This is a genomic window from Candidatus Dormiibacter sp. (genome assembly GCF_050999135.1).
GTDB classification, from domain to species: Bacteria; Chloroflexota; Dormibacteria; order Dormibacterales; family Dormibacteraceae; genus Dormiibacter; species Dormiibacter spiritus.
Genome location: NZ_JBPCPN010000035.1, coordinates 40,582 through 58,621, shown reverse-complemented (window position 1 = coordinate 58,621; position 18,040 = coordinate 40,582). Strand labels below are relative to the sequence as shown.

Annotated in this window: 16 protein-coding genes; 12 read left to right on the top strand and 4 right to left on the bottom strand. The window is 67.5% G+C overall.

Translation table 11 applies throughout. From position 1 onward, the window contains the following. The 8 genes from ACR2MZ_RS09315 to ACR2MZ_RS09280 form a co-directional block, all read left to right on the top strand. Positions 1 to 189, top strand: a 189-nt coding sequence (locus ACR2MZ_RS09315; protein WP_434004775.1) for a hypothetical protein, incomplete at its 5' end; no start/stop codon positions are given. A 158-nt stretch (positions 190 to 347) separates the two neighbouring features. Further along, on the top strand, positions 348 to 2,429 hold the full coding sequence (gene uvrB / locus ACR2MZ_RS09310) for an excinuclease ABC subunit UvrB (RefSeq protein ID WP_434004774.1): 2,082 nt from the start codon (positions 348 to 350) through the stop codon (positions 2,427 to 2,429). 31 nt (positions 2,430 to 2,460) lie between these two features. Next, complete coding sequence (locus ACR2MZ_RS09305) at positions 2,461 to 2,892, top strand: PaaI family thioesterase (RefSeq protein WP_434004773.1); 432 nt, start codon at positions 2,461 to 2,463, stop codon at positions 2,890 to 2,892. Continuing rightward, positions 2,892 to 3,278, top strand: a complete 387-nt coding sequence (locus ACR2MZ_RS09300) for a PaaI family thioesterase (RefSeq protein ID WP_434004772.1) — start codon at positions 2,892 to 2,894, stop codon at positions 3,276 to 3,278. The genes ACR2MZ_RS09305 and ACR2MZ_RS09300 overlap by 1 nt, the downstream gene beginning before the upstream one ends. Continuing rightward, positions 3,271 to 6,198: an excinuclease ABC subunit UvrA gene (gene uvrA, locus ACR2MZ_RS09295; RefSeq protein WP_434004771.1), complete on the top strand. Its 2,928-nt coding sequence runs from the start codon at positions 3,271 to 3,273 to the stop codon at positions 6,196 to 6,198. The genes ACR2MZ_RS09300 and uvrA overlap by 8 nt, the downstream gene beginning before the upstream one ends. Continuing rightward, the gene (locus ACR2MZ_RS09290; RefSeq protein WP_434004770.1) at positions 6,195 to 7,700 is read left to right on the top strand and encodes a carboxypeptidase M32; all 1,506 of its coding nucleotides are present in this window, start codon (positions 6,195 to 6,197) and stop codon (positions 7,698 to 7,700) included. Before uvrA ends, ACR2MZ_RS09290 begins: the two co-directional genes overlap by 4 nt. A 26-nt stretch (positions 7,701 to 7,726) precedes the next feature. Then, positions 7,727 to 8,476, top strand: a complete 750-nt coding sequence (locus tag ACR2MZ_RS09285; protein WP_434004769.1) for an alpha/beta fold hydrolase — start codon at positions 7,727 to 7,729, stop codon at positions 8,474 to 8,476. Positions 8,477 to 8,486: 10 nt separating this feature from the next. Next, on the top strand, positions 8,487 to 10,460 hold the full coding sequence (locus tag ACR2MZ_RS09280; RefSeq protein WP_434004768.1) for an SDR family oxidoreductase: 1,974 nt from the start codon (positions 8,487 to 8,489) through the stop codon (positions 10,458 to 10,460). Between the two features lie 49 nt (positions 10,461 to 10,509). Here the strand turns inward: ACR2MZ_RS09280 and ACR2MZ_RS09275 are convergent, their stop codons facing one another. Further along, on the bottom strand, positions 10,510 to 10,863 hold the full coding sequence (locus ACR2MZ_RS09275; RefSeq protein WP_434004767.1) for a DUF4190 domain-containing protein: 354 nt from the start codon (positions 10,861 to 10,863) through the stop codon (positions 10,510 to 10,512). Between the two features lie 35 nt (positions 10,864 to 10,898). Between ACR2MZ_RS09275 and uvrC the strand changes: the two genes are divergently transcribed. Both uvrC and ACR2MZ_RS09265 read left to right on the top strand, forming a co-directional pair. Then, positions 10,899 to 12,770: an excinuclease ABC subunit UvrC gene (gene uvrC / locus ACR2MZ_RS09270; protein ID WP_434004766.1), complete on the top strand. Its 1,872-nt coding sequence runs from the start codon at positions 10,899 to 10,901 to the stop codon at positions 12,768 to 12,770. Then, positions 12,767 to 13,384 (top strand): RapZ C-terminal domain-containing protein, encoded by a 618-nt coding sequence (locus tag ACR2MZ_RS09265; protein ID WP_434004765.1) that lies wholly within the window; start codon positions 12,767 to 12,769, stop codon positions 13,382 to 13,384. The genes uvrC and ACR2MZ_RS09265 overlap by 4 nt, the downstream gene beginning before the upstream one ends. On the opposite strand, the gene ACR2MZ_RS09260 is transcribed toward ACR2MZ_RS09265, so the two are convergent. Beyond that, entirely contained in the window at positions 13,365 to 13,736 is a 372-nt protein-coding gene (locus tag ACR2MZ_RS09260; RefSeq protein WP_434004764.1) for a hypothetical protein, read from the bottom strand. The two genes, ACR2MZ_RS09265 and ACR2MZ_RS09260, sit on opposite strands and share 20 nt — an antisense overlap. A 20-nt stretch (positions 13,737 to 13,756) precedes the next feature. On the opposite strand from ACR2MZ_RS09260, the gene ACR2MZ_RS09255 reads away from it, so the two are divergent. Further along, positions 13,757 to 14,707 carry an NAD-dependent epimerase/dehydratase family protein gene (locus ACR2MZ_RS09255; protein WP_434004763.1) on the top strand — a complete coding sequence of 317 codons (951 nt, stop codon included), beginning with the start codon at positions 13,757 to 13,759 and terminating at the stop codon, positions 14,705 to 14,707. Then, a complete protein-coding gene (locus ACR2MZ_RS09250; RefSeq protein WP_434004778.1) occupies positions 14,694 to 15,728 on the top strand; it encodes a DUF2332 domain-containing protein in 1,035 nt (344 codons plus the stop codon). The genes ACR2MZ_RS09255 and ACR2MZ_RS09250 overlap by 14 nt, the downstream gene beginning before the upstream one ends. A 134-nt stretch (positions 15,729 to 15,862) precedes the next feature. Here the strand turns inward: ACR2MZ_RS09250 and ACR2MZ_RS09245 are convergent, their stop codons facing one another. Beyond that, a complete protein-coding gene (locus tag ACR2MZ_RS09245) occupies positions 15,863 to 17,059 on the bottom strand; it encodes a M24 family metallopeptidase (protein ID WP_434004762.1) in 1,197 nt (398 codons plus the stop codon). Next, on the bottom strand, positions 17,056 to 18,039 hold the full coding sequence (locus tag ACR2MZ_RS09240; protein WP_434004761.1) for an alpha-ketoacid dehydrogenase subunit beta: 984 nt from the start codon (positions 18,037 to 18,039) through the stop codon (positions 17,056 to 17,058). Before ACR2MZ_RS09240 ends, ACR2MZ_RS09245 begins: the two co-directional genes overlap by 4 nt. Between the last annotated feature and the right edge of the window lies 1 nt (position 18,040).

Genomic DNA, 18,040 nt, shown 5'->3' with positions numbered 1-18,040 from the left:
GCTGGACGGGGGCGGCCGGTCCGGCCCGGCTGGACCGGCGACCTGAGCGGTCAGCGGAGCCCGACGGCCTCGCGGATGTGGTCGGCGATCCTCTCCGGCACTTCGGGCCCGTCGATCTCGGTCGGCTCGCAGGGGACCCGAAGCACCGGCCGGCGGGGGGAAGCGCCGGGCGATCTCGGCCATCCGTGAGCGCTGCTCGATGGCCCGTGCCCGCAGGAACGGGCTCGCGGGCTCCTCGGGCAGGATGCGGGTGACCAGCAGGCCCGCGCGCTCAGGCGCGCGCGAGCCGCGACTGTCGCAGGGAGCTGAGCCGGGCCGATGTCGCAGACGGGGACTACCCTTGAGGAATGGGCAGCTTCAAGGTGGTCAGCGACTTCGAACCGTCCGGTGACCAGCCGAGGGCGATCACCGGCGTGGCCGAGGCGCTCGCGCGCGGGGAGCCCGACGTCGTGCTGCTCGGCGTCACCGGCTCCGGCAAGACGTTCACCGCGTCGAAGATCGTCGAGGCGGTGCAGCGCCCGACCCTGGTGATCGCGCCCAACAAGACCTTGGCGGCGCAGCTGGCCAACGAGTTCCGCGAGTTCTTCCCCCACAACGCCGTCGAGTACTTCGTCAGCTACTACGACTACTACCAGCCCGAGGCGTACATCGCCCGGAGCGACACCTACATCGAGAAGGACTCCAGCCGGAACGAGGAGATCGACCGCCTCCGCCACCGCGCCACCGGCAGCCTGCTCACCCGGCGCGACGTGATAGTCGTCGCCAGCATCAGCTGCATCTACGGCATCGGCTCGGTCGAGGACTACATGGGCGAGTCGCTCACTCTCAAGGCCGGCCAGACGCTGCGCCGCGAGATCTTCCTCCGCAAGCTGACCGAGATGCTCTACGAGCGCAACGACTACGACCTGAGCCGCCTCCGCTTTCGCGTCCGGGGCGACATCGTCGACGTGGTCCCGGCCAGCGAGGAGAAGGTCTATCGGATCGAATTCTTCGGCGATGAGATCGATCGCATCCAGGAGCTGGACAGCGTGACTGGTGAGATCCTCGGCAAGCGGGAGGAGCTGACCATCTTCCCCGCCACTCACTACGTCACGCCCCGCGGCAAGTTGGAGCTGGCGATGCGGGACATCGAGACCGAGCTGGAGGAGCGCTGCCGCTGGTTCGACGAACACGGCAACCTGCTGGAGTCGCAGCGCCTGCGCCAGCGGACGAACTTCGATCTGGAGATGCTGCGCGAGACAGGCACCTGCGCGGGGGTCGAGAACTACTCCCGCCACCTGACCCGCCGGCAGCCGGGCGAGGCGCCCTACACCCTGCTCGACTTCCTACCCGACGACGCGCTGATCTTCGTTGACGAGTCGCACGTGGCGGTGCCCCAGATCGGCGGCATGCTGGGTGGCGATCGTTCCCGCAAGGCGGCGCTGGTCGAGTACGGCTTCCGCCTGCCGAGCGCCTTCGACAACCGGCCGCTCAGCTTCGCGGAGTGGGATGAGCGGGCGGGCCAGATCGTGTACGTCTCCGCCACACCGGGTCCTTACGAGCTGGAGAAGAGCCAGCGGGTGGTGGAGATGCTGGTGCGGCCGACCGGGCTGGTCGACCCGGCGATCGAGGTGCGCAAGACCGAGGGCCAGGTTGACGACCTGGTCGCCGAGCTGCGCGAGCGCGCCGCGAGAGATCAGCGCTGCCTCATCACCACGCTGACGAAGCGCTTCGCCGAGGACCTGACCGATTACCTGAAGGAGTACGGCATCCGCGTTCGCTACATCCACTCGGATCTGGATGCGATCGAGCGGATCGAGGTCCTGCGCGGGCTGCGCCAGGGGGATTTCGACGTGCTGGTGGGCATCAATCTGCTGCGGGAGGGCCTGGACCTGCCCGAGGTGGCTCTGGTCGCCATCCTGGACGCCGACAAGGAGGGTTACCTGCGCTCCTTCCGCTCCTTCATCCAGACCATCGGTCGAGCCGCCCGCAATGTCGAGGGGCACGTGATCATGTACGCCGACAAGATCACCGACTCCATGCGCGAGGCGATCGACGAGACCGACCGGCGCCGGGCGCGGCAAATCGCCTACAACGAAGAGCACAGCATCACTCCGGAGACCGTGAAGAAGGCCATCTACGCCCTCGAGATCGACCACAAGGATCTGCAGGCCGACGCAGTGGAGTTGATGGCCGGCGCCGGGGTTCCTAGAGCGGACCTGCTGGCGATCGTGCGGGATCTCGAGAAGGAGATGAAGCGTCTGTCCAAGGAGCTGGCGTTCGAGGACGCCGCGCGCGTCAGGGACAAGATCATCGGCATCCGCAAGCGGCTGGCCGGGGAGGACAGCGGCGGGGAGGACGACGCCGAGGTGGCATTGGCCATCGCGGCGGCGCCCAGGCAGCGCACCAGCCAGGTCCAGAACTGGCGGCGCAGCCGTCGCGGGCCCTAGGCCACGGCTGAGCTTCCTCGAAAATGGGCTGGTGACGAACCTCGAAGCACTCCGGCTGGGCCTGCGCGGCGAGGGCCCGCGAGCAGGCTGGAGCGAAGCCCTCGGGGCGCGCTTCGCGGAAGTCGAGCCAGGCCGGGTGGTGGTGGAGCTGACCGCCGACTCTCAACACCGCCATCCGGGCGGCGTGGTTCAGGGCGGTGTCATCACTCAGATCGCCGACGCCGCGATGGGCACCTCGCTCCTCACCCTTCAGCCCGACCAGGAGGCGAACACCACTATCAACCTCAAGATCAACTTTCTCCGCCCGGTGGTCGATGGTCGGATCCGGGCCATCGGCAGGATCGTCGAGATGGGCGAAGACCTGCTCTTCAGCGAGGCACAGGTGGTCAACGAAGCCGGCAAGCTCGTCGCCCAGGCTTCCTCGACCTGCCTTCGCATCCCCCGCGACGGAGGCTGGCGCTGATGGCGGAGAGGGAATCCCGGCCGCTCGCCTGGCTGGGGATAGAGACAGTGAAGGCCGGTAGGGGTGAGGTGGCGCTCGAGATGGAGGGCCGGCCCGACTTCGCCGATGGCGACCGCATCCATCGTGGCTTTCTGGCCGTCCTTGCCCAGTCAGCTCTGGAAGGGGCCATCGCCGCTGACGCAGTGCCGGGGCAGGCGGCTTCGGGCTTCGACCTGCAGTGCAACTTCACAGGCGTGGCTCGAGCCGGCGAGCGGCTGCGGGCAGTGGCGCGGGTCGTCCACTCGGGCCGGCGCACGGCTCTGGCTGAGTGCACCATCACCGGCCCGCAGGGCCGCCTGATCGGCACGGCCACCGCCACCTTCCAGCCAGCGGAGGCAGATGGCTAACGATCAGATAGTCGTGCGCGGTGCGCGGGAGCACAACCTGAAGGACGTCACACTGGCCATCCCGCGCGACAAGCTGGTCGTGTTCACAGGCCTCTCCGGTTCGGGCAAGTCCTCGCTGGCCTTCGACACGATCTACGCCGAGGGGCGGCGGCGCTACGTGGAATCGCTCTCGGCCTATGCCCGGCAGTTCCTGGGCCAGATGGAAAAGCCTGACGTGGACGCCATTGACGGGCTCTCACCGGCGATCTCGATCGACCAGAAGGGCACCTCGCGGAACCCCCGCTCGACGGTGGGCACCGTCACCGAGGTGTATGACTACCTGAGGCTGCTCTACGCCAGAGTGGGCCATCCCCACTGCCCGATCTGCGGCCGGGAGATCGCGAAGCAGACGATCGAGCAGATGGCCGACCAGGTCGAGAAGCTGCCCGAGGGCACGCGGCTGATGATCCTGGGACCAGTGGTGAGGGGCCGCAAGGGCGAGTACGACAAGCTGTTGGAGGACATCCGCAAGCAGGGCTTCTCGCGGGTGCGCGTCGACGGCACCCTCTACGAGCTGGGCGCCGAGATTCCGCTCGAGCGTTACAAGCAGCACGACATCGAGGTGGTCGTCGACCGCGTGGTCGTCGGGCCCGACCAGCGCATGCGCCTGGTCGATTCGCTGGAGATAGCTGCCAAGCTGGGTCAGGGTTCTGTGCTGCTGGTTCACGTGGTCCGCCCGGGCGCCGCGGCGCCGGCCGAGGTCTGCCTTTCACAGGACTACGCCTGTCCCTACGACGGCCACAGCGTGCCCGAGCCGCAGCCACGCAACTTCTCCTTCAACACGCCCCACGGTGCCTGCCCGACCTGCACAGGCCTCGGCATGCAGCTCGTGGCTGACGCCGAGCTGGTCATCCCGGACCCCTCGCTGACCCTGCGGCAGGGCGCCATCGCCCCCTGGAGCCGCTCCCAGTTCTTCTATCCAGAGATGCTGGAGGCGCTCTGCGAGGCGGCCGAGATCGATATGGACCTGCCTGTGCAACACCTGAGCCGTCCGGACCTGGACCTGCTGCTCAACGGTTCGGGCAAAAAGAAGGTGCGCTTCTCCTATCGCAACCAGTACCGCCAGCGGCGCCACTACGAGGCTCCCTTCGAAGGCATCCTGGCCAACGTTCAACGGCGCTACGACGAAACCGAATCCGAATTCCTGAAGCAGGAGCTGGGCAAGTACCTGGCCGAGAAGCCCTGCCCCGCCTGTGGTGGCGCGCGCCTCAAGCCTGATTCCCTCGCCGTCACAGTGGCCGGCCGCAACATCGCCGACGTCTGCCGGCTAGCAGTCACCGAGGCAGTGGAGTTCGCCGACAAGCTGCGCCTCAGCGAGCGGGAGGAGACGATTGCCCGAGGCATCCTGAAGGAGATCCGCGAGCGGCTGCGCTTCCTCATCGATGTGGGACTCGACTACCTCTCGCTGGAGCGTGCTGCCAACACGCTCTCGGGCGGCGAATCCCAGCGGATCCGCCTCGCCACCCAGATCGGCTCCAAGCTGATGGGCGTGCTCTACATCCTGGACGAGCCCTCGATCGGCCTCCATCAGCGCGACAACCGGCGTCTCATCCAGACGCTGGTTCAGCTGCGCGACCTCGGCAACACGCTGATAGTCGTCGAGCACGATGAGGAGACGATCATGGCGGCCGACTGGATGGTGGACATCGGGCCGGGCGCGGGCGAGCATGGCGGCGTGGTGGTGGCGCAAGGGCCAGTGCAGGACGTGGTTGCCAAGAGCGACTCCCTCACCGCCCGCTATCTGCGCGGTGACCTCAGCATTGCGCTGCCGCGCAGCCGCCGCCCGGGGAACGGCAAGGAGCTGGTGATCAGGGGCGCGGCGGCCAACAACCTGCGCGGCATCGACGTCCGGCTGCCGCTCGGCTGCTTCATCTGCGTGGCCGGCGTGAGCGGCTCAGGGAAGTCGTCACTCATCAGCGACGTCCTCGCCCGCAAGCTCGGCCAGCACTTCTTCCGCGCCAAGGACAAGCCCGGTCGCCACGACCGGATCGACGGGCTGGAGCATCTGGACAAGGCGATCCAGATCGATCAATCGCCAATCGGCCGCACGCCTCGCTCCAACCCGGCGACCTACACCGGCATGTTCACCTCGATCCGGGAGCTCTTCGCGCAGTTGCCGGAGGCAAAGGTGCGTGGTTACGGCCCCGGCCGCTTCTCGTTCAACGTCAAGGGCGGTCGCTGCGAAGCCTGCCAGGGCGACGGCATCATCCAGATCGAGATGCAGTTCCTGCCCGACGTCTACGTGCAGTGTGAGGTCTGCCAGGGGACGCGCTACACGCGCGAGGTGCAGGAGGTGAAGTTTCGCGGCCACTCGATCTCTGAAGTGCTGGCGATGACAGTGGATGAGGCGAACGAGGTCTTCGAGAACGTCCCTCGGATTCTGAGCAAACTCAAGACCCTGCGCGATGTGGGCCTTGGTTACATCCGGCTCGGCCAACCGGCCACGCAGCTGTCGGGTGGGGAGGCGCAGCGCGTGAAGCTCTCGACCGAGCTGTCACGCCGGGACACCGGCAAGACCATCTACGTGCTGGACGAGCCGACTACCGGTCTCCACTACGCGGACGTAGAGAGGCTGCTCCACGTGCTGCACCGGCTGGTCGAGCATGGCAATACTGTCGTGGTGATCGAGCACAACCTGGACGTTCTGAAAACAGCCGATTGGATAGTCGACCTCGGTCCCGAAGGCGGGGGGCGAGGCGGTGATCTCGTCGCCGAGGGCACCCCGGAAGAGGTCGCCGTCAATGCCAACTCCTACACCGGCACATATCTACGGCGGGTGCTGGAGCGTGCTCAGCCGCACCTGGCCGCCGCCGACCAAAACGGCCGCCGTGCCGCGCGGAAACCGAAGGCTGTGAAGACGCCGCTGAAGGTGCCCGCTTGAGCGCATTGGCGGATCTGAGGGAGGTGCTGTTCGAGGTCAGCGACCTCCATCAGGCGGCTGAGCTGCTGGGCTGGGACCAGGAGACATACATGCCTGCCGGCGGCGTGGCGGACCGTGCAAATCAGCTCGGCACCCTGAGCCGTATAGCCCACGAGCGTTTCGTCGCTGCGAGCACTGGGCGGCTGCTGGAAGCCGCCGAGTCGGAGGTGAGCGGCCTGGCCGACGATTCGGACGACGCGCGCTTGGTCCGGGTGACGCGCCGCGATTGGGACCAGGAGACCCGGCTGCCCAGCGACCTGGTCGTGGCCCTGGCGCGCGAAGGCGCGATCTCGCGGCCCGTCTGGCAGGAGGCCCGCGCCAAGGGCGACTGGGCGCTGTTCGCGCCGCGGATGCGGATCACTGTGGAGCTGGCCCAGCGTGTGGCGGAGGCAATCGGAACCACCGGCAGGGCCTACGACGCTCTCATCGACCTGAACGAACCGGGTCTCGACACGGCTCAAGTGGAGCACCTGTTTAGCCAGCTGCGGGACCGGATAGTGCCGTTGCTGCGTCGGGTCCAGGAGCACTCAGACCGCGTAGACGTGTCGGTGCTGAGCCGCGAGGTCGAGCCGCAAAAGCAGCTCAGTTTTTCGACCCGCGTCGTCGAGCGTCTCGGTTACGACTTTGGGCGGGGCCGGCAGGACCTCTCCGCCCATCCGTTCTGCACCTCCTTCGGAATCGGGGACGTGCGGATCACAACCCGGGTCAAGCCGAGCCTGCGAGAGGGCTGCCTCTTCTCCTCCATTCACGAGTCGGGCCATGCGATGTACGAGCAGGGCATCTCGCCGGTCCTGGCTCGCACCCCCCTCGCCATGGGCACCTCGCCCGGTGTGCACGAGTCGCAGTCGCGCCTCTGGGAGAACCTCGTGGGGCGCGGGCGGCCTTTCTGGCAGCACTTCTACCCCCAGCTGCAGGAGGCCTTCAACGGGGCTTTGAACGAAGTGGGGGAGGAGGAGTTCTATCGCGCCTGCAACGCGGTGGAACCTTCCTACATTCGGGTCGACGCCGACGAGCTGACCTACAACCTGCACATAATGCTTCGCTTCGAGATCGAGAAGGAGCTGCTGGAAGGGCGGCTGGCTGTCGAGGAGGTGCCCGAGGCCTGGGCAGTGCAGGTGAAGGAGTATCTGGGCCTGGAGCCACCGTCAGGGGTGGAGGGGCCGCTGCAGGACATCCACTGGACCCAACCCATGCTCGGCGGCTTCATCGGTTACGCGCTGGGCAACGTGATAGGCGCCCAGCTCATGGAGCGCGCCCGGACGGGGCTGCCCCAGCTGGACGCTCAGATCGCAGCCGGTGATTTCGCTCCTCTCCTTGGCTGGCTGCGCGAAAACGTCTACCTGCACGGTCGCAAGTTCACGCCCCAGGAGCTGGTCCAGCGGGTGACGGGACGGGCGATAGAGGCGGGGCCCTGGATCCGCTACGTGGAAGGCAAGTTCGGCGATCTCTACGAGCTGAACTGAGCGCAGGGCTGATTCCGGCCCATGAGGTGGTCGGAGCCGAGTCGGGTGAGCGCGTGGTGCTGGTTCCCGGCACGTTCAGCGACAGGGGCGCGTGGCTCAAGCTGCTGGGCGCCCTCACTCCTCGCTTTCGCTGCGTCCTATTCGATCCTCGGGGAACCGGGCGAACAGCCGACCCGGGTGTCCCCTTCGGCCCCCAGCAGCTGGTGACCGACCTGCTCGCCGTCATGGACTCAGCCGGCTTGGCTGACGCCCACCTCGTCGGGCACTCGCTCGGCGCCACGGTCGCACTGCTGCTGGCGGCAGCAGCCCCCGGCCGCGTGAACAGTGTGGTGGCAATCTCTCCCGCGGAGCATGCTGACGCTCGTCTGCGGGCGGTGTTCGACCACTGGGAAGCGCTGGCGCGCTCCAATTTGACCGATGACCAGCTTCACCTCGGTTTGGTGCTTCCGGCCTTCGGTCGGGCGGCCTTCGCCCGCCTCGTGCCGGGGGTGGTTCGCCAGCTGAGCGCTCGTCCGCTGGGACGCGAGTCGATCCTGCGCTACATCGAGTGCGACAGGCGCCAGGATCTACGTCCTTTCCTGGGCTCGGTGGGGACGCGGACGCTCGTCATCGCGGGGGCAGAGGACGGCCTGACCGGATCTGTCCACGCGCTGGCGGTGGCAGCGGGCATAGAGGGAGCGCGCTGCGAGATCGTGTCAGGCTCAGGCCACACTCCCCAGGTGGAGCGGGCGCCGGCTCTCGCCCGGCTGCTGGTGCCCTGGCTCGGCGGCGGCTAACCTTCGTCGGGTGACCTATCTGGTTACCGGCGGCACCGGCTTCATCGGCCGCCACCTGCTGGGGCAGCTGAGCCGGCGGCAGGAGCCGATCCTGGCGCTGGTCCGTGAGGGCTCAGTCGGCAAGCTGAAGCGACTGCAGCCGCCCGGCGTGAAGCCGCTGGTAGGGGACGTCACGAAGCCTGCCCTGGGGCTCAGGAAAGCGGATCTGGCGCGGCTCGAAGGCGCGGTCATCTTCCATCTGGCGGCAATCTATGACCTCACCGCGAGCGAAGCTGACAACCGGCGCGCGAACGTGGCAGGCACCCGCCACGTGGTGGAGCTGGCCAATCGCGTGGGCGCCGGCTGCTTGAACCACGTGAGCTCCATCGCTGTGGCCGGGCGCGACTTTCGGGGCGGGTTCAACGAGGAGATGTTCGATCAAGGGCAGGCGCTTGACGAGCCTTACTACAGGAGCAAGTTCGAAGCTGAGCGCATAGTCAGGGAAGAGTGCGCTGGGCCGTTCCGGATCTACCGGCCGGGCATTGTCATTGGCAGTTCGGTGGATGGCGCCGCGGATCGGGTCGACGGTCCCTACTACGCCTTCAAGGTGCTCCAGCGCCTGCGCGACGCACTGCCCGCCTGGGTGCCGCTGCTGGGCTTGGAGGGCGGCCAGTTGAACCTGGTTCCTGTCGACTTCGTGGCGGCTGCGCTGGCTCACATAGCCGCGCAGCCCGGCCTAGACGGTCGCACCTTCCACCTCGTCGATCCCAAAGCGCTCTCGTTTGGTGACACCGTCAACGAGTTCTGCAGGGCGGCGCACGCCCCGCAGTTCACCCTGCGCCTCGATCGGCGCGCTCTGGGCATGGTGCCGGAGGGCGTGAGCGGCATGCTCTCGGCCTGGCCGGTCATGCAGGCGCTGCGGCGCCAGCTGCTGGAGAACGTCAAGATCCCGCCGGCGGCCCTGGCCTACGTGAACAACCGAGCGCGGTTCGGTTGTGAGCAGGCCCAAGCGGCGCTGGCCGGAAGCGGCATTGCCTGCCCGCCGCTGCACAGCTATGCCTGGAAGATCTGGGACTACTGGGAGCGGCAGCTCGATCCGGAGATGCTGACGCCCAACAATCTGGAGGCGGTGCTGCAGGGCAAGGTGGTCGTCGTGACTGGCGCTTCCTCAGGCATCGGCCGGGCGCTGGCAGGCCACCTGGCGCGGCACGGCGCCCGCGTGATGCTCGTCTCGCGCTCCCGAGACAAGTTGGAGGCACTGAGGCTAGAGATAGCCGCCGCGGGCGGCCAGGCCTGGGTCTACCCGACTGACCTGGCGGATATGAGCGCCTGTCAGCGCTTCGCTGAGCAGGTGCTTCAAGATCACCGTGCAGTCGACATCCTGATCAACAACGCGGGCCGCTCGATCCGGCGCTCCATCGCGCAGCAGACCGATCGCTTCCATGACTTCGAGCGCACGATGCAGCTCAATTACTTCGGCGCCGTGAAGCTCGTGCTGGCCTTTCTCCCCGGCATGCGCCAGCGCGGCAGCGGCCATATCATCAACGTTTCCTCGATAGGAGTGCAGTCTTATCCACCCCGGTTCGGCGCCTACGTGGCTTCAAAGAGCGCCCTGGCGGCGCTCGCCCGCTGCCTGGGGCCGGAGGTGGCGGACGATGGAGTGGCGGTGACCAACGTGCACATGCCGTTGGTGAGAACGCCGATGATCGCTCCGACCGACATCTACGCCAACTTTCCCACCATCGATACCGATCAGGCGGCGGAGATGGTTCTCCAGGCGGTTCTCAGCCGACCGCCGGAGGTGTCGACAAGGCTGGGCAAGCTGGGAGAGGGGGTCGACACCGTTGCTCCGGGGTTGCTCAAGCTGGTCATGACCGGCGCCTACCACGCCTTCCCGGAGTCGAGCGGCGGATCAGAGGCACGCGCGGGCAAGGAGGAGGGGGAAACCGAGATGTCGACCGAGGCCGCCGCCCTGGCGTACCTGATGCGAGGAGTCCACTTCTAGGACACCAGGCGGACGCTCACGCCTCAGCCGGAAGCCGAGAGCTCGCGGCTCAGCGCTGACCGAAGACCCCGGCGAGCACGCCGGCGAAGATCAGGATTACCACCCCGATCGCCAGCACGAACAGGGCCAGGTGGACGTAGCCCAGGATGAGTCCGGCGACGGCCAGACCGCTGCCTCCCTCGCCGGTCCGCCGGATGTCACGGCGCGCCATGTGGCCGGTGACCACTGCGACGATGGCGCCCACCAGTGGCAGGAACACGAAGGAGGCCGCCCCGGTGGCCAGACTGACGATGGCCAGGGCATTGGTGGGGCGAGAGCCGCCGGGGACTCCGACCCAGCCTCCTGGCGGTGGGGCAGGGGGTCTGGGTGCCGGCTCGTTGGGATGGTAGGGGCGTTCCTGCACAGTCCAACAGTAGCTCAGTTCCTAAGATCGAGCCAGTGAGCGAAGCCCAAGTCCAATCGATCCGTCAGCGGCTGCGGGCAGTGCCGGAGACACCTGGCGTCTACCTGCTCCGCGACGCCTCGGGCCAGGTCATCTACGTGGGCAAGGCGATCCGGCTCCGGGACCGGCTGCGCAACTACTTCACCCCTGGTTACGGCCAGACAGCGCGGCTGGCGGAGCTGCTCAACCGGGTCTTCGACTTCGATGTGGTGCAGGCTGCCAACGAGGTCGAGGCGCTGATCCTGGAGTGCAATCTCATCAAGCACTACCGCCCGCGCTTCAACATCCGCCTCAAAGATGACAAGAACTACCTCTACCTGAAGCTCCCTCTGCGGGAGGAGTTTCCTCGTGTCCACTACACGCGCCGGATCCAGAACGACGGCGCTCAGTACTTCGGCCCCTACACCAGCGCCCAATCCCTACGCAGCACTGTCAAGAGCCTGCGCCAGCTCCTGCCCTTCAGGACTTGCTCCGACGACATCTTCAAGCAGCACAAGGTCTGCCTCGACTTCCACATCAGGCGCTGTCCAGGGCCATGCGAAGGCCGTGTCGACCGAGCCAGCTACGGCTCCCGCATCCGGGAGGTGGGCCTCTTCATGGAGGGTCGCTCGGACATGCTCACCAAGCGCCTGAGGGAGCGGATGGAGCAGTCGGCGGAGAACCTGGACTTTGAGAACGCGGCTCGCTTCCGGGACCAGCTGGCGGCGATGGAGAAGATCGCCGATCGCCAGAAGGTGCTGACGCACAGCCGGGACGACGAGGACCTGGTCGCCTACGCGCGGCAGGGCCGCCACGTCTATGTCGAGGTGGCCTACGTGCGCCAGGGCAAGCTGATCGGCCACGATGGGCATGCCCTGGAGGGCGCCGGGGAAGCTGGCGAAAGTGAGCTGCTGCGCGGCTTCCTGCTGCAGTACTACGCCAGTGCCACGCACATCCCGCGGCGCATCCTCCTGCCAGGTCCAGTCGATGAGCCGGCACTGGTCCAGGACTGGCTCTCCAGCCGCCGCCAGGGCGCTGTGAAGCTGGAGGTGCCCCAGCGCGGCCGCCGGCGGCAGCTGGTCCAGCAGCTGAGCGACACGGCAGCGGGCGAGCTGACCCAGCTGCGGATCCAGGCAGACTATGACCGCAGCCGCACTGAGCCGATGCTCGCCGCGCTGGCTGAAGTTCTGGAGCTGGACGAGCCGCCTCATCGCATCGAGTGCTATGACATCTCGAACATCCAGGGCCAGTCGGCGGTGGGCTCCATGGTCGTTTTCGAAGACGGCCGACCGCGCAGCGATCACTACCGCAACTTCAGGATCAAATCCACACCAGGGCCCAACGACTTCGCCATGCTGCAGGAGGTGCTGCGGCGCCGCTTCGAGCGCCTCGAGCTCTCGCTGCGGCGCACCGACTCGGGCGACGGGGCAGCGCTGCCGGGCGGGACTGAGGACGCTTCCTTCTCGAGCCGGCCGGACCTGGTCCTGATCGACGGTGGGAAGGGCCAGCTGAGCGCGGCGATGGAGGTGTTGGAGGAGGTTGGCTTCGCCGATATTCCTACCTTTGGCCTGGCCAAGGAGCACGAGTGGCTGTTCGCGCCGGGTCGTTCCGAGCCGATAGTGCAGGAGCATGACTCCGCTGGAATGTTCCTGGTCCAGCGAGTGCGGGACGAGGCCCACCGCTTTGCCATCACGCATCACCGCAAGACGCGCACGAAGAAGGCGTTGAGCTCACCGCTCGATTCGGTGGAGGGCGTCGGCCCGGCCCGCAAGCGGGCGCTTCTGCGGACATTCGGATCGCTGCAGGGCCTCCGGGAGGCCAGCTTGGAAGACATAATCCAGGTGGGAGTGCCGGAACGGGTGGCGCTGCGGCTGAAGGAGCTGGTGTGAGCGGCCTGATCGTGCTGGCTGGAGTTGAAGGGGCCGCGGCGCAGGCTCATTTTCTGGCGACTGGACGCCCGCTGGAGGTGATCAGCGGCCCCACCGCGGAGCGCCTGCGTCAGCTGGACAAAGAAGGCCTTCGTTACGTGCTGATCCACGTTGGGGAAGACAACGGTGAGGCCGAGGGCAGCTACGAGCGAGCCCACCACCGCGTCACCCTGGCCGACGTGCCTGAGCTGGCGCTGCGGCTTCGGCAGCGCGAGAAGAAGCTGGTCACCTGCCTAGCCTTCGGTTACAAGAACGGCGTGCCGCCGGACGCAACCTGGCTCGTCGACGTTCGCTTTCTCGACAATCCCTACTGGGAGGAGAGCTTGCGCCCGCTGGACGGGCGGGACCCCGCAGTGACGGAATACGTGCTGCGTCAGCCGGCGGCCCGCGAGCTGCTGGATCGGCTGGAGTCGGTGCTGCGTTGGTCCATCCCGCTTTACCAGCGCGACGAGCTCACTGTGGCCTTCGGCTGTACCGGAGGCCGGCATCGCTCAGTGGCCCTGGCCCAGGAGATGGCGGTCCGGGTCAGCGCGATGGAGGGGCTGGACGTCGAGTTCAGGGCCCGCGACCTCTGAGCGTTGGGCCGACAAGTCGCTGGAGCCCGAAACCGAGGCCGGCGACGGCGACATAGGCGAGCCAGGTGAAACCCCAGTCGGGGATGCGCAGGACGCTGAGAGAGCCGAGCCCGGCGGCCACGCCGACCAGAATCCAGCCGGGGCCCGTGATGGCGCAGTGGGTCTCCCGGCAGGCGATGAAGTTGCGGATGCAGTAGGAACCGACGTAGAGGAAGAAGAGAGCCCAAAGCCCGCCCCAGAGGAGGCGTGGGGTGTGCAGTCGGTTGAGGCCCACGCCGGCGGCAAAGACCGCCAGCGCCAGCCACACCGGCCGCCAACCGCTGTGAAACGATCTCTCCCGTCCGGCGACCACAACGTTTTAGTGTGCTACTGGTGAGGGGACTACGGGCGCTGGTCATCGGCGGTGCGGGGTTCGTCGGCGTCGCCGCCTGCAAAGAGCTGATGCGGCGGGGCGTGGAGACGATCGCCGCCGGCCGCACGCCCAAGCCGTACGGCACCTTCACCAGCCACGCCGCCTTCGACCGCCGGGACCCGGACCAGCTTCACGAGAACCTGAAGCGAATCCGGCCCGACGTGATCTGCGACCTGGCCGCTTACCAGCCTGGCGAGGTGCAGGAGGTCCTGCGCAGCTTCAGCGGCCGCTACGTCTTCGTCTCCACTGGCGTTTATCCGGATGACTTCGGCCCGCGCCCGGCCCGGGAGGAGGACTTCCAGCCTCTTACTGGCGGCATCCCGCTGGACCCCCAGGAGTACCGGGAAGGAAAGCGCTGGTGCGAAACGGTTCTGGCCCGTCGCCCGGAGCGAGATTGGGTGGTGATCCGACCGCCCGCCATCCTCGGGCCGGACGACCACACCCTGCGCATCGCCGCCTACATCCAGCGGGTCGAGGACGGCGGCCCCCTGCTCGTGCCGGAGGAGACTTTCGAGCAGCAAGCGGGCCTCGCCTGGGTGAAGGACGTCGGCTATGCCTGCGCCCTGGCAGTGGATCAGCGCCCTCAGCTGCACGGGCCATACAACGTCGCGTTCGACGGCGTCAGCCTCCGGGCGCTCATCGAGTCTCTGGCCGGGGCGCTCGGCAGGCCCGCCCGGTTGGTCCCGCTGCCGTATGCTGAGCTGCCGCCGGGGGCCAGCCCGTACGGCCCTGATCCCAAGCGCTCGGCAGGCTATGACCTCACCCGGGCACGCCTGGAGCTCGGCTTCCAGCCGAGCCAGCTGGAGGACGCGCTGGCCGACACTCTGGCCTGGTACCAGGTGCAGCGGCCCTCCCACCCCGGCTACGCGAACCGGGCCCAGGAACTGGAGATCGCAGCTGCCCGAGGCTAGCGACCTGACCGCCGCCTTCAAGCAGCAGGCGAGAGCCTGCGCCACTCTCGGTTCGCCGCTGTATGAGCACCTGCTCGGCTGCGCAGCGGATGAGATCGCGGGCGGCGGCTGGCTGTTCGACCTGCTTCGCCCGCATGCAGAGGCGGCGGTCGAGAACGCGTTGGCGCTCAGGCTTCTCGCGCCGATCCATCGCTGGGTGCTCAGAGGAGAGCTGCCCGATCTCGCCCAGCACTACCGCTCGGCCGGCGGGACCCTGCCGCCGCGCGGCGCCTGGTCGAAGTTCGCTGCCGCCTGCGCCGACCGCCGAGTTGAGCTCGAACAAGAACTCGGCCTCGGCTGCCAGACCAACGAAGTGGGGAGGAGTGCGCCACTTGCGATCGGCTTTCTGCATGTGGCCGGGAAGACCGGCCTGCCGCTGCGCCTGCTCGAGCTGGGTGCGTCCGCCGGCCTGAACCTGCGCTGCGACAAGTACTGGGAAGCTCGCTGGTTCCTGGCCCTGCTCGAGGCAGGCGTTCGACGGGTCCCTGTGCCAGCGATCGTCGAGCGGCGAGGCTGCGATGTCAATCCGCTGGACCTGGCGGACGAAAACGCCGTCCAACGGTTGCGCTCCTTCGTCTGGCCGGATCGAATCGACCGCTTGGCGATCCTTGACTCTGCGCTCGACCTGGCCGCTTCCATCCGAGTGGAGATCGATCGAGCAGACGCCGCCGCCTGGCTCCCACCTCAGCTCGAACTTAGCGCTGAAGGCGTCGCGACTATCGTCTTCCACACAGTGCTTTGGCAGTACGTCAGCGCCGGCTCCCGCCAACAGATCGAGACCACCTTGCAGGAAGCCGGAGAGCGGGCCAGCGACGCGGCCCCGGTTGCGTACCTGCGCTTTGAACCAGTCGTTCCGGGCGCCCGGTTCCAACTGCGCTTGACGTCTTGGCCGGGCGGCCGTGAAGAACTGCTGGCGACAGCCGACCCGCACGGCCGCTCTGTTCTGCGGATGGATGCTCCGGGCCTCGGCGCCCAGGAGTGACGTGGGCCACCATGTCAACGCTGTCTGAGCTGGCTACCACAGAGAAATGGCTGTACACGGATCAGCGCATTAGTAGCCAACCGATGGCGATCCGCCGAACAGGCGACGCCCCGGCCCTCAGAAGACCCCCTACCTCAGACCGGGATTACGAGCGCCTCCAGTTCCCGGGGATAGTCGGTCATCACGCGGTGGCCCGAGTCGGTGATGCAGACGGTGTCCGAGTGGCGGAAGCCGCCCAGCTCGGGGAAGTACAGGCCCGGCTCGATGGTGAGCACCATCCCGGGCTCCAGCACTGCCTCCTCGCCTCGATCCAGGAATGGCGCCTCGTGGGCCTCCAGTCCGATCGAGTGGCCCACGTGATGCCGCAGCCGATCGGCGCAACCAAGGTCCCCGGCTAGGCCGGCCACCTCCCGATCCACCTCCGCCATTGGAAGACCCGGCCGCAGCACCTCGATCGCCCGCGCCTGCAGGGCCAGCATCTTGGCGAAGGCGTCGCGCTGGGCGCCGTTCGGCTCGCCCACGAACATCGTTCGCTCCAGCTCGGAGTGGTAGCCGTCGATATCTGCCGAGGCGCCGCTGACCAGCACATCACCGCGCTGCAGACCGTGGCCGCGCACGAAGCCGTGTGGATAGGCAGTCTTGCGGCCGCCGACGAACATGGCCGTCAGGCCGTTGCCACCGAATGAGCGCGGCCGCCAGCCCGGCAGGCTGCGGATCATCTCGCGCAGTGTCTCCAGCTCCGCAGGTGCGTAGCACTCGAGCTCGGTTTCTCCCGGGCGGATGGCCTCCTGCATGCGCCGGTGGCCTCGGGCCGCCCACTCGCAGCTGACCTGGATGCACTCCAGCTCTGCCGCTGACTTCTTCCGGCGGAGCGTTTCAACGAGCATCTCGCCGTCTGCCACCGGCGCTCCCAGCAGCTCGGAGAGCCGCGGCCCCCGGTAGCCCCAATACGGGACCACGCCGTCATGGTCCGCGCCAACGGAACCGGAGCTCACGAGTGAGCGCAGCACTTGGGCCAGCTGCTCGAGCGGGTGGCGCTCGCCGGGATACTCGAAGTACACCTCGACCCGGTCGACACCGGGAATGCTCTCGGCGTGCTCCTTCTCGACCGCCGGCACCACCAGCACCGTCTTTCCGCCAGGTCCGAGCACAAGGACCAGGGGACGCTCAGTGGGCACATGATGGAACCCTGTCAGGTAGGCGATCCGCGCCGGATAGAAGACCGCCAGCGCACTGAGACCCGCCGCCTCGGCGCCCGCCCAGACGGCAGCGCGGCGGCGGCCGAACTCCTCGGCGGTTATCTCCGGCGCCGGCCGAACCTCGGTGGTCAATAGGCTGCCAGATCGCGCATCGCCTGGGCGATCCGGGTCGGGTTGGGCATGAAGGCGTCCTCCTGCGGCTTGTTGAAGGGCATGGCCGGCACGTCAGGCCCGGCGACGCGCACCACCGGCGCGTCCAGGAATTCGAAACCTTCGCCCGCGATGATCGCGGCGATCTCGGCGCCGAAGCCGCCAGTCAGATTGTCCTCGTGGACCACCATGGCCCGAGCCGTCTTCTCGACCGAGCGGAGGATTGTCTTCTTGTCCAGGGGTGAGAGGGTCCGGAGGTCGATCACCTCGACCGAGATGCCCTCTTCGGCCACTGTGGTGGCTGCCTCGAGGCAGTAGTGGACCATGAGGCCCCAGGCCACGCAGGTGATTTTGTCGCCCTCCTGGCGAACGGCGGCGGGGCCGATAGGTGTCAGGTGATCGCTGCCGGGCAGCTCGCCCTTGATCAGCCGGTAGCACTTCTTGTGCTCAAAGAGGAGCACCGGATCGGGATCGCGGATGGCAGCCTTGAGCAGTCCCTTGGCGTCCTCCGGCGTACTTGGGATGACGACCTTCAGACCGGGCACGTGGGAGTAGAAAGCCTCGACCGACTGCGAGTGGTAAAGGCCGCCGTGGACGCCGCCGCCGTACGGCGCCCGGATCACTATCGGGCAGCCGAACTCCCCGTTGCTGCGGTAGCGGATGCGCGCCGCTTCGCTGACTATCTGATCGAACGCCGGGTGGATGAAGTCCGCGAACTGAATCTCTGCCACCGGCAGAAGACCATTCAGCGCCGAGCCGATCGCCACCCCCACGATCGCGGACTCGGCCAGAGGAGTGTCCAGCACGCGGTCGCCGCCGAACCTGGCGTGGAGACCTTCGGTGGCCAGGAAGACCCCGCCCTTGCGGCCGACGTCCTCCCCCAGCACCCAGACCCGATCATCCCGCTCCATCTCCTCGGCCATCGCCTCGCGGATGCCTTCGATCAGCGTTCCCTGCGCCATG